This is a genomic window from Xylanibacter rodentium (genome assembly GCF_013166575.1).
GTDB classification, from domain to species: Bacteria; Bacteroidota; Bacteroidia; order Bacteroidales; family Bacteroidaceae; genus Prevotella; species Prevotella rodentium.
The window spans coordinates 19,462-32,424 of sequence record NZ_JABKKE010000006.1 but is presented as its reverse complement, the minus strand read 5'-3'; the positions used below and the strand labels follow the sequence as shown (position 1 = coordinate 32,424).

The window sequence follows — 12,963 nt, the reverse complement described above, 5'->3', positions numbered from 1 at the left end:
ATATAAAATAATAATGTTGTTCACTTACTTATAGATGTTACAATCCATTACGGCATTTAAACCGGTACTCTCCCGAGCCGATATGCTTGACCCGACCGTTCGGCAGATGTATTTCAGCCGTGGTATTGGCAGGAATGCTGACATTCCAGACTATCTTTCCGGCATCTCTTTTCCAGTTGCTCCGTATGATACCGTATGGTGACGGGTGGGCAACTGTGATGCTTTCCAGCTCTTTGACAGAAAAGTCGGGCTTAAGAATGATATGACGGAAGCCGGGCCGGCTGATATCCGGGCGTATTCCGCCCAGCCGTTCATAGCACCAGGGGAGAAGGTCGCCGAGCAGCATCACATGATTGCCGCTGTTCATAGACGGATTGGCCGTGTCACCGTTCCATAGTTCCCAAATGGTTGTGGCGCCTTGCCGTACCATATATCCCCATCCGGGATATGTATCGGATGTGGCCATGGTATAAGCCATGTCACCATGACCGGAGTCGGACAACCATCGCATGAGCCACTGTATGCCGATTACTCCGGCGCCGATGTGTCCGTTGTGCCGCTTGGTGATTGTGCTGACAATGCTGTCGGACAGTGCCGCGGCGTGGTTCTGCGGAACGATTCCCATAGCCAGCGGCAATAGATTGGCCGTGACGGTGCCGTTGGCATAGCGTCCGTTGACTAAGAAAGTGTCGTTGACAGCCACGGTCATGGCATCGGCCTTGTGGCGGAAATACTTTGCATCGGCCGTATGGCCCAGCAACGATGCGTAGCCTTCCATCATACGGCACAGATACAGATAATATGCCGATGCAATCAGCCGGCCGTCGGTTTGTCTTGCAGGGTCTTTGCTGTGGACAAGCGTTGGCGATTCCGGCGGCACACACCAGTCGCCATAGCGGTCGTACTGTATCAAACCATCTCGCTGGTGCTTCTTTTCGACATATTCCATGAAGCGCTTTATCGGTTCGTAGCTCTCCTGCATGGGGCGCAGGTCTCCGTATTGGCGGTATAGCATGTCGCAGGCGAAAGGCAGTGCCGCGGGCCATGTCACATTGCCGTTGTACAGTCGCCAGTAGGCCGGAGCCACATCGCTGATGCATCCGTCGTTGCGTTGCGACTGACATATGTCGGCCACCCATTTTGCGTAAAGACTGTGGCAGTCGGCCGTGTAGCTCTCACCGAAGCATCCCGTAGTGCGGTCGCCCAGCCAAGGCATGCGCTCGTCACGCTGCGGGCAGTCGACGGGCATGCCCTTGTAGTTGCTCCTGATGCCCCGGCGCGCACATGATATGATGTCGTTGAGCATGGTGCTGCCGTCGGTGGTCCCGGCATGGAAGTCTGTGTTGGTGTCGTCCATGCGGTCGGCTATCAGTTCGCGCACAATGTCGTTCTCGGTCAATGGTCCTGTACCCGTTATCTCGGCATAACGGAATCCGTAGTATGTGAACTCCGGTGCCCACTCCCGCTGTTGCCCGTCGGAGACATAGCGCACCGTTGCTTCGGCGCTGCGCAGGTTGTCGGTGTATAGCGTACTGTCGCCGCGGTCCAACCGTTCGGCATGGCGTATGACAATGGTGTCGCCCGCTTGGCCTCGCATCATCATGCGTATGCGACCGGCGCCGTTGGTCCCGAAGTCAGCGATATACCGCCGGCCATATCGCCGTAAAGCCACGGGACGGTTTTTCTCATAGACCTCCATCGGTGGTGTTACATTTCCGCGTAGCCGTCCGCCGGGCGCACCCACGTTGCGGGCTTTCATCCACTTGCTGTCGTCATACCCCCATTCCGTCCATCCTGCAAGCTGCCTGCGTGCATCATAGAGTTCTCCGTCGTATTCGTTGGCATAGCGTACGGGCCCTTCGGCACTGATGCGCCATGTGCTGTCTGCCGACAGGGTGTCCGTGTGGCCGTCGGTATATTCGACAAACAGTGTTGCCATGAGCTTGGGATATCCGTAAGTGACGCGCACGTTTGTATGATAATTCTGCGTCTGGGCGAAATAATGGCCGCCGGCCAGTGCTACACCCAAAGCATTGCGCCGGCTGATGAGTGTCGTTACGTCGTATGTGTTGTATATGACGGACTTGGTATAATCAGTAGGTGCCGGTGTCAGTACGTCGCCATTGCCTACGCGGTGTCCGTTTATATATAATGTATATAGACCGAGACCGCAGATGTGTATTGTGGCGCGGCGTACGCTACAGCCGGCTGTCTCAAACTCGCGTCTGAGGTATCGCGAGGCTATGCGGCTGTGACGGCTGTCGCTCTCGTCGGGCAGCAGTGAGTCGAGACCTATCCAGTGGCCTTGCCATTGGCCGGGACACATCAGTCCGGTGCTCCAGCTGGACACGTGGCTCCATTCTGTTGTTCCGCGGTTGGTGGCCACCTGCACTTTCCAGAAGTATTCGGTGTTGGGCCGCAGTGGATGGCCTTTGAAGGCAACCCACTGTGATGAGCCGGATATGACTGTGCCGCTGTCCCATACATCACCTACACTGCGCTCTATATTTTCCATGGAAGAGGCAACAAGTATGCGGTAGGAGCGTTGGACAACATTGTTGCGGTCTGACCATATCTGCCATCCGAAGCGTGGTGTCGCAACATCTATGCCGACTGGATGTGTCTGTCCTTCGACGGTGAGGCGGGGCAGTGAGATCTTGGCTTGAGCAGTAGTGCCGGTCAGTACTATCGCGGCAAGCAATATGATTATTGTTCTCATATATTGTTTGAGTTGTTTTTTTTCTTTTATTATACGGGCCGTGTAACAATTCATCGGTTATAGTTTGGACAGTTTGAAGCAGTCTATGTCCGGTGCCCAACCGTATGGATTGCCCATCTCGATGGTGTTATATCCCGGATGAAGTGTGATGGGAACGGTTACTTCGGCCATGCTGTCCGTGTAGGAAAGCCGGTCAAGACGTGTCGGTTTGCCACCGTTAACGGAAATCTCAAGTGCACGACGTACGGCAGGGACATATCTCACAGTGAGTAGATAGCGGCCTCCGCGGTCGCTCCAGACGTCGGTCCATCGGGCTGTGTTCTCTGGTCTACCGCCGAGATATGACACTACCATGCCGCCCGATGCCGCCTCGTTGCGGGCGTAGATAACCTGGTATTTGCGTTTCCCGAGGGCGTCGAAACACGGAAGATAGGCCCACTCCGCCTCATAGTGTGATGTCTCTATGCGACGGGTGGCTTCGGCACGCATAATCAGGACGCTGCGCGGAGACAGGGTGTGGACAATGCTGTCGCGTACAGGTTTCATGTCGCAACGGCGGATAAGGTTGCGCAGACTCACACGGCCGCCCATGCCCAACTGTGAGAGCGGTACGGAGAAATGGCACGCAGAGTCCGACGGATTGTATAGAGCTACAGCCTGTACTTTCCCATGGCGCCGTTCGATGTCTTTGGCCAGCACATAGCCATTGCCGCAACGTGCTACCACACGGGCCTGAAGACCGAGGGAATCCTGGTTGAGTGCTATAAGTTCGGGATTGGATAGCAGATTCAGCGATGCTTCGGACAAGCGGGTGAGGTCGCAACCGATAAGTAGCGGTGAGCTCATTATGCACCACATGCCAAAGTGTACTTCTTCTTCGTTGTCGCTCAGTCCGCGACCTATTTCGAGCATGTCCATGTCGTTGTAGTGTCCGGGGCTGCAATAGGCCGACAGATACATGTTCTTGCCGATGATGTCGGACACCGACGACCACCGTGGACGTATGTCCTGACTGATGCGCCACGAACCGGCCAGCTCTGCCGCCCACGTTCCGGGGAATGTCCACCGGCAGATGTTCACCGCCACATCACCGTGACCGGCAGCGCGGAAAGCACGGCTTATTTCGGTGTATCGTTTCTGTTCGTTGAGATTGAGCTCGTGGCCTGCGCCGCAATAGTCTATCTTGATGAAGTCGAACCCCCATTCTCCGAAATAGAGACGCGCGTCTTGTTCCTCGTGACCGTAGAGGCCGGCGCCAAAACCGTTCTCGTCATCGTCATACCGCGAACCGCAGGTGTTTGCTCCGGCGTCCGAATATATGCCGGCTTTGAGGCCGAGCGAATGGATATGGTCGGAAACGAAGCGCATGCCGCGTGGAAAGCGTTGTGGATGAGGATGCATAGTGCCTGTGGAGTCGCGCCATCCGAAGAAACCGTCGTCGATGTTTATCTGACGGTAGCCTGCACGTGATAGGCCTGTGGAGACCAGAGCGTCGGCCTGCCGTATGATAAGCGAGTCGCTGATGTTGACGTGGTAAGTGTTCCACGAACTCCAGCCCATTATCGGTGACTGTACTGTCTTCGCTTTTACGTCGTTATATGATGATGCCGAAGAGATGACAGGTACGAGCAGGAAAACCGATGACAGTGCATATAAGAATGCTTTTTTCATAAATGTTTTTTTATAATAGATCGTCATATATGTTTCGTAATATTTGATATCCGTATATTCCGGCCTTGTGGATATGGAACATTCACGCAACAAAATTACAATAAACAGACTTCAAATTAGAGTATTATCGTTCATAAAACAGTAAAATCGTACGATTATGACTTTTTTATTAGTATATTTGCAGACAAATAACAAACTGTATGTCATGTACATAAGAACTTTACTACTACTAATCGCAATCATTATACATGTCTCTGCCGGTGGTGCAGACATATATCGCATGGCATTCTCCGGAAAGACAGTTTCTTCGGCTGACGGTCTTTCGAGCAATACCGTATACGACATGGTACAGGACAATGACGGATTTATGTGGATGGGGGCGTCATACGGACTGTGCCGTTACGATGGATACTCATTCGTAAACTACTACTCGTTGGGGAGCGAACGGACACGAAAGATAGATGCCACGCCCGGCAATCTGTATCATGACAGCCGCAACGGGCTGTTGTGGGTACACACGTCGACGTTTACATTTGCCTGCTACGACCTCAAGAAAGGGCGTTTTGCCGACTATACCGGACGTGGCGACGAGCACCGTTCATACCGCCGGTTTCTGCTCTCGGGAGACGATATGTGGATGTATGACACGCGGTCGGGAATAAGACATGTGAGTTATAAGAATGGCGTATTTGCATGTACAGACTATACAAAATCCGGTGGACGGCTGCCGAGCGATACCATAGCCCGTCTGGTTGAGGACGGCCGGCACAATATCTGGGCTTTTACTTCAAGCGGACTATTGCGTATAGACAGTACGGGAAAGGTGCATACCGTGGTGGCGGGACGCAAATATATCATGGGAAACGAGTATCATGGCAATGTGCTGTGTCTGTCGGAAGACAATACTGTGGAGATGTTTGCACCTGACGGACGATTGTTGCGCTCTGTCGTCATACCGCCGGCATTGGGAAATGTTCGGACGATAAGGAGCAATTTTGTATGGCGTGACAAGTGGATGGTGTTCAGTGGCGAGACTTACTGTGTAGATCTGAATACATGGGAATGTTCCAAACCGCAACAATATCAGGTAGCCAACGGGCTGTTGCTCGATTCTGCCGACGGTTTTTTCTTTGAGTCGAACAGTAGCGGGAAGCTGTGGATATTTGCTCCTGACGGCAGTGTGAGGATGCTGTCACTGTTGCCCGACATGAAATTTACGGCAGAGCGTCAAAGGAAATACAATGTCAGGAGAGGACATGACGGCTTGTTCTATATAGCCTCCTACGGCAACGGACTATTCATCTACGACCATACTACGGGTGCCATACGTCACTTGTCGGCCTCGGACGAGCAGGCCGTGATAGGAAGCAACTATCTTACAGGCTTGTTTGTCGACCGTCGCGGCAATATATGGGCATCGCAGGAGTCGGCCGGCGTGTCCTGTATATCGGTTACGGAACAGCCGGTGGCCGATATCATTATGCCGGCACCAGGACATAAAGGCGACTGGGCCAATTATGTGATGATGACGGCTATGAAGCCCGACGGCTCAATAGTGATGAGCACGCGGGATAACAAGATGTATACCATGGATGCCTTGACACTGACTCCTGGGACACCGACGGAAACGAAAGCCTGTGCTTATGCCTACATGACCGACACTGACGGACATGAGTGGATAGCCACGCGTGGTGCCGGTCTGTATGTCGACGGCCGGCGGTATAGTAAGCATGACGCTGGCCGGCATATCCCTACCAATGATTTTTATGACATTTGGCAAGATGGTTACGGCCGGGTGTGGCTGGCATCGTATGAAAATGGTATAGTGGTTACTGAATATGAGGCTGACGGCAATCTTCGTTTCCTCAATCTTCTCACCCGCAGTATAAACGAGTCGCGTTTGCATAAGTTTGAACCGGGACCGGACGGGTGGCTGTGGATAGCGTCGAGCAACGGCCTGTATGCCGTAGATACCAAGCGGCAAAATATAACCAACGATGATTTTCTGTGCTTCAACACTGCCAACGGACGTTTCCCGTTCGACGAGATGCGTACGATAAGGTATGCCGGAGGGTATCTGTGGGCCGGTGGGAAGGGCAGTGGGGTGGTGAGATGCAAGTTTGACAAGAATATGGCTATCACCGAATGTACCGCACTGACCACAGGCAAGGGATTGGCAGACAACAATGTCTGTTCGATTCTTGACGATCGTTTCGGCAATATTTGGGTGGCCACGACAAACGGTCTTTCACGTATTTACGACCGTGACATGAAGGTCAAGACATTTATGTTCGGTAATATGCCCGAACGAAACGACTATTCGGACAACTGCGCCTTGCGGCTGGCTGACGGTAGGCTGTTGTTCGGTACACGCCATGGACTTACTTTGATCACACCGAGACAACGCTACGAGAGTGACAGCCGCAGGCCGGCTGAGGTGTGTGTCACTGATATACTGGTCAACGGTCGTTCTGTCAGTGCCGACAGCGTATTGAATCAGGCAGTAAGCCTTATAAGCGAAATTGTGCTTGGACATAACGAGAATACCATTTCGCTGTCATTCTCAAACTTTGAGTATGACGATATCAACTCTTCGCTCTATCAGTATTATCTGGAAGGAAGCGACCGCACGTGGCGTCCGGTGACGAGCATCAACCATGTAGAATACAACAATCTTCCTTCCGGTAAATACATTTTTCATATCCGTGCATTGAGCAATAACAAGTGGAGTCCGGAGCGTGACGTTACAATAATTATCCGTCGACCATGGTACAGCACGTGGCCTGCGTGGTTTATATATGCCGCATTGTCGATGATGTTTGGGTTATATATATATACGAACGCGCGTGAACGTCTACGTTTGCATCAACAGATGAAGTTGGAGAAGCAGCTTACTGAATTCCGACTGAATTTCTTTACCAGTATCACACATGAGTTCCGTACACCGCTGGCCATCATTCAGGGGGCTGTGGACAAGCTCAACAACGACAGGTCGTCGCGTGCGGCTCTGCAGACTGCCCGCCGGGGCACACGCCGGCTTCTCCGTCTGGTGGACATGCTGATGGAGTTCAGGCGGGTAAACACCGGCAATATCAGATTGCAAGTGGAGCGTGATGATATAATAGGTTTTGTCCGGAACATATATCAGGACTTTTGGAGCATAGCCCGACGAAAAGATATGCGCACCGTTTTCACACCGTTTGCCAAACGTTACGATGTGGAGTTCGATCATCGTATGGTGGAGACCATTGTATATAATCTTATGAGCAATGCCATAAAATATGCACCTGAGCATGGAATGGCCACACTTTCAGTGCGTCTTGACGGAGATAGCATTGTGATAGCTGTCGAAGACGACGGACCGGGTATCAGCGACGAACAGCAGGCAAGTCTGTTCCAGCCGTTCATGCAGGGGCATGTATCGCAGGGTGGCATGGGAATAGGACTTTATGTGGCTCACAGTATGGCTGTTTTGCACCATGGTACCATGACATACAGGCGTAAGCCGGAAGGTGGTTCGGTGTTTACGGTGATGTTGCCGGCTGACGGCAATGCCTATTCCGATGCCGACCGTAAACGGGGGATGGCAGTGGACACATCGGTTGGTCAACGGCATGATGACGGTTGTGAGGATATAATACGTGAGCTTCGTCCGGAGGCTCTCAACGATACGCGTATAGCTATAATAGAGGACGACCCGGATATGATGGAGCAGATAAGCTGTGAGACGGGGCGGTATTTCCGCACCGACTGTTATACCACCGGGCTGGCTGCCCTCACTGGTATTGCAGAGAGAATGCCGGCACTTGTCATATGCGATGTTATGTTGCCTGATATGAGCGGGTATGACATTGTGAAACAGTTGAAGAGCGCTGATGTTACGGCTGTCATTCCCGTGATAATGCTTACGGCACTTGACGACGAGAACCATCAGCTGCGCAGCTATAATGCCGGGGCCGATGATTATATGGTAAAACCCTGCAACTTCCGGCTGCTCATAGGACGTGCCGTTCAGTTGATAAGGCAGGCACGTGCCGTAAATTCTTCTTCGGTATCTTCTGCTTTTTCCTCCACTTCTTCGGATGTCTCTTCCGGGACCTCTCCGTCAGATTGTTGTCCTGTTGATGTTAGGTCTGACGGACAATATGGCGTAAAGACGTGCATACTGACATCACCGGCTGACAAGAATTTCATAGACAGGGTGGCAACGATTGTGGCACAGCATGTTGCTGATCCCGATTTTACTGTTGATGTGCTTGCGGCTCAGATGGGAATTGGGCGTACAAAGGTTTTTTCCAAGATGAAAGAGCTTATCGGTATGTCGCCAAACAAGTATCTGCAAAACGAACGTATGCGTATAGCCGCCGACTTGTTGGCGGAGGGTAATCTTACCGTATCAGAAGTTAGTTATCGTGTGGGAATTAAAGACGCTTCATATTTTAACAAGTGTTTTAAGGCTAAATACGGAGTTGTTCCAAGTAAGTATTCAGGAAATAAGGAACAGTTGAATCAAGAAGAAAATATACACGAAAACAAAGATAAACCACAGGATAAAAATAATGGGATTTAAAAAAATCATTGATTTTTCTCGTAAAAAATTTGGTTAATCCGAAAAAACTTCCTACCTTTGCATCCGCAATCAAGAAAGCACAGAGGTGCGTTAGTTCAGTTGGTTAGAATACATGCCTGTCACGCATGGGGTCACGGGTTCGAGTCCCGTACGCACCGCCAACTTTTAAGAGGTTTCAGAGCAAATGCTTTGAAACCTTTTTTGTTGTATATAATCGTTTGTTATGACTATTTTAAGAATATCGGTGGCCGTGAAAAATTTTACCCACTAATTTCCTACAGACTTTGTTTTATGGCAAATATTGATAATTTTTTATTAAACTTATTGTAACATTGTGGTTATTATTATGCTATTGTGTATCTTTGCAACATATAAAAAGTCGTTTTTTATGGATACAAAAACACGTATACTTGTAGTTGACGATGAAGAGACGCTCTGTGAGGCGCTCCGTTTCAATCTTGAGTCTGAAGGGTATGAGGTGGATACGGCGTGCAGTGCCGAAGAGGCGCTGGCATTCGACCTCACCGGTTATGATTTGTTCCTGCTTGACATCATGATGGGAGAGATATCGGGCATACAGCTTGCCGGTATCATAAAGTCCAATCCGGCCACGGCGTCACGGCCCGTGATATTCTGTACGGCCAAGGATACTGAGGAAGATATGGTGGCCGGACTCGACCTCGGTGCCGATGACTATATCATGAAACCTTATTCGTTGCGTAACGTTCTTGCCCGTGTCAGGGCAGTGCTGCGTCGTGCCACTATTCATGCAGTACCGGCTGTCCACGAGCCTGACGACGAAATATCCTATCTCGGGCTGAGGGTTATCCCGTCGAAAAAGGTGTGCATGGTGGATGGCAAGGAAGTGAACATGCCACGCAAGGAGTTCGAGATACTGTTGAAACTGTTGTCAAACAGGGGCAGGATATTCACCCGTGCCGAACTCTTGAAAGGTATATGGACTGATGGGGTGGTGGTGCTCGACCGTGTTGTTGATGTCAATATCACACGTATACGTCAGAAAATAGGTCTTTACGGTAAGAACATCGTTACACGTTCAGGTTACGGTTATGGCTTTATGGAATAAGATAACATATTCGCAGCGACTTTTCATGTGGCTGTTCGGCTATTCGGTGTTGCTTGTGGGGTGTTTCGTATGCTTTCAGTATCATCGTGAAAAGATGTTCAAGACCGGTGAACTGAATGTACAGTTACAATTGATAAACCACTACATACTTGACGACCTTGCCGGTGGCGATGATGCTTTGCATATATCAAAATCATTGCTGCATCCTTTCGACGAGCTGAGGGTCAGTGTGATTGATACTTCCGGAAATGTTGTCTATGACAATACCCTTGACACCATTCCTCATGCTAGTCATCTTTCGCGAGAAGAAATAGCCCTTGCACTCAAAACAGGTTCCGGTTATACAGTACGCCGACATAGTGAGAGTACGGGCAAGACATATTTTTATTCTGCCACACGAGGTAATGGCGGATATGTTGTTCGCAGCGCGGTGCCCTATACCGTATCACTCATCGAACTGCTGCGTGCTGATTTCGGCTTTCTTTGGATAATGGGCGGTGTGACATTTGTAATGTGTACGTTAGGGTTCTTTGTAACCCGACGGTTGGGACAGCATATCCTTAGGCTCAACCGTTTTGCCGAACGGGCCGAACGTGGTGAACGCATTTACGATACTGAGCCGTTTCCGCGTGACGAGCTTGGTTCCATATCCAATCATATAGTGCGTCTCTATGCCAGTCTGCAACAAGCCAATGCCGACCGCGACCGCGAACATCGTGCGGCATTGCACGAGCAACGGGAGAAGGAGCGTATAAAGAAACAGCTCACCAACAACATCAATCACGAATTGAAAACACCGGTGGCTTCAATACAGTTGTGTGTGGAAACATTGCTGGCACACAATAACTTGAGCGAGGAGAAGCGCGACGACTTTCTTCGCCGTTGTCTTGCCGATACCGGGCGTTTGAGGAGTTTGCTCAACGACGTGTCGCTCATCACACGTATGGATGATGCCCCATCATCGGTGATGCGTGAGCCGATAGACCTGGCCGCCATCATAGCCGAGGTGGTAGACGACTGCGGCCCTGTGGCTGCCGGAAAAGGGATGGAGATTGTCAATGGCGTCACCGGACCGTTGCTGATAACAGGAAATGCCTCGCTCCTTGCGTCTGTATTCCGCAATCTCATAGACAATGCCATAGCTTACAGTGGAGGAGACAGAATCAGCATAATGCCGTTGTTATCCGGTTGTTGTTTCGATGGCGACGACAAAATAGTGCTTTCCGTGTCCGACAATGGCTGTGGTGTGCCGCAAGAACATCTTCCGCGTCTGTTTGAACGCTTCTACCGCATAGACAAGGGACGTTCGCGCACGGCCGGAGGTACGGGACTCGGCCTGTCCATCGTCAAGAATGCCGTGCTTTTGCACGGTGGCAGCATATCTGTTGAAAATCGGCCGGGTGGGGGACTGTTCTTTACGATTGTACTTTCGCGGTGATTGTAAAGAGCCGTTGTCAAGCCGCTTTTCTTCGTTTTCCAGTAATCCAAAGCCCCGCGAAGGTAATCAGGCCGTTCATCATAAGCAATTCGTAGCCGAAGCGGTAGCCCGTGGTGGCAACCGTCATTTTGTCTATTGCGAAGCATGCCAACGGCGCCCCTATGGCTATCCACGGCACACAACGGTTGTCGGCACATCGCTTTGTGAGCAGACCGAAGGCAAACAGCCCCAGCAGCGGGCCGTAGGTATATGAACAAAGAATGTATATGGCATTGATGACGCTTGTTGAGTTTATCATGCGGAACAGCAGGATAAACATTACAAACAACCCGCATAAGCCCAGATGGACTCTGCAGCGCAACCGTTCGTCGGCAGGACGTCGGCAGATATCCACGCAGAAACTCGTGGTGAGCGATGTAAGTGCCGAATCGGCACTGCTGAACGAAGCTGCCACGATACCGATGGTGAAGAGTACGACAACGGCGGTTCCCAAATTTCCCGTTGCCGCGAACATAGGAAGCAGTTCGTCGCCCGATGCCGGCAGCGGCATGCCTTGGCGGCCAGCCAACATCACGAGCAGTACACCGAGCGAGAGAAACAGCAGATTGGTCGGTAGAAAGGCGAAACCGTAGGTGCACATGTCTTTTTGTGCTTCACGCAGAGTCTTGCATGTCAGATTCTTCTGCATCATATCCTGATCGAGTCCAGTCATTACAATGACGATAAATATGCCGCTCAGGAACTGTTTCCAGAAGTTTTGTGTGGACATCCAGTCGTCGAATACAAACATACGGCTCATCGGTGATGCTGCCACGGCCCGTACGGCCTCCTCTGCGTCCATACCGAGTGCATCGGCCACTCCGGCCAATATCAGTACTACCGATGTCAAGAGGCATGCAGTGTGCAGAGTGTCCGTCCATACCAATGTCTTTATGCCGCCTCTGCGGGTGTACAGCCATATCAGCGCCACCATGCACACAACGGTAGCGGCAAACGGCATCCCGGTCTGTTCGAGCGCAAAGCGTTGCAGAATGACACATACCACATAAAAACTTACGGCGGCTCTCGTCATCTTGGACAGCATGAAGAACCATGCCCCCGTCTTGTATGCTCCTGTCCCGAGCCGTTGGTCGAGATAGGTGTATATAGTGGTAAGGTTGAGGCGGTAGTAAACCGGAAGTAAAAGGAATGCTACCGCAAAATATCCGAGTATGAATCCCATGCAGGCTTGCAGATAGGTCATGCCGGTTTCGGTTACCATGCCCGGCACCGACATCACCGACACGCCGCTTATCGACGCGCCTATCATGCCGAACGCGACAACGTACCATGGTGAACGGCGCTCACCACGATAGAAGGTCTCGTTTGTCGCCTTCTTTGCCGTCAGCCGGCTTACACCCAGCAGCACTGCAAAGTATAATAGAATAGTCATAATGATAATCATGGTGCAAAGTTACTACAAAAAAGTGGAATACGGA

At 51.1% G+C, this 12,963-nt stretch carries 6 protein-coding genes and 1 tRNA gene; 4 read left to right on the top strand and 3 right to left on the bottom strand.

What is annotated here, in order from left to right:
- Window positions 1-37 precede the first annotated feature (37 nt).
- Together HPS55_RS04795 and HPS55_RS04790 are read right to left on the bottom strand one after the other, a co-directional pair.
- The gene (locus tag HPS55_RS04795) at window positions 38-2,719 is read right to left on the bottom strand and encodes a family 78 glycoside hydrolase catalytic domain (RefSeq protein ID WP_172176947.1); all 2,682 of its coding nucleotides are present in this window, start codon (window positions 2,717-2,719) and stop codon (window positions 38-40) included.
- 57 nt (window positions 2,720-2,776) lie between these two features.
- The gene (locus tag HPS55_RS04790; protein ID WP_172176945.1) at window positions 2,777-4,390 is read right to left on the bottom strand and encodes an alpha-galactosidase; all 1,614 of its coding nucleotides are present in this window, start codon (window positions 4,388-4,390) and stop codon (window positions 2,777-2,779) included.
- A gap of 205 nt (window positions 4,391-4,595) precedes the next feature.
- Between HPS55_RS04790 and HPS55_RS04785 the strand changes: the two genes are divergently transcribed.
- The 4 genes from HPS55_RS04785 to HPS55_RS04770 all read left to right on the top strand — a co-directional run bounded on the left by HPS55_RS04785 (window position 4,596) and on the right by HPS55_RS04770 (window position 11,485).
- The gene (locus HPS55_RS04785) at window positions 4,596-8,960 is read left to right on the top strand and encodes a hybrid sensor histidine kinase/response regulator transcription factor (RefSeq protein WP_172176943.1); all 4,365 of its coding nucleotides are present in this window, start codon (window positions 4,596-4,598) and stop codon (window positions 8,958-8,960) included.
- 84 nt (window positions 8,961-9,044) lie between these two features.
- Window positions 9,045-9,121 (top strand) — tRNA-Asp (locus tag HPS55_RS04780).
- A 227-nt stretch (window positions 9,122-9,348) separates the two neighbouring features.
- Entirely contained in the window at window positions 9,349-10,047 is a 699-nt protein-coding gene (locus tag HPS55_RS04775) for a response regulator transcription factor (RefSeq protein ID WP_172176941.1), read from the top strand.
- Window positions 10,031-11,485: a sensor histidine kinase gene (locus HPS55_RS04770; RefSeq protein ID WP_172176940.1), complete on the top strand. Its 1,455-nt coding sequence runs from the start codon at window positions 10,031-10,033 to the stop codon at window positions 11,483-11,485. Before HPS55_RS04775 ends, HPS55_RS04770 begins: the two co-directional genes overlap by 17 nt.
- A gap of 16 nt (window positions 11,486-11,501) precedes the next feature.
- Here the strand turns inward: HPS55_RS04770 and HPS55_RS04765 are convergent, their stop codons facing one another.
- Window positions 11,502-12,929, bottom strand: coding sequence for a sodium:solute symporter (locus HPS55_RS04765; RefSeq protein ID WP_172176938.1), 1,428 nt, complete (start codon window positions 12,927-12,929; stop codon window positions 11,502-11,504).
- Window positions 12,930-12,963 lie beyond the last annotated feature (34 nt).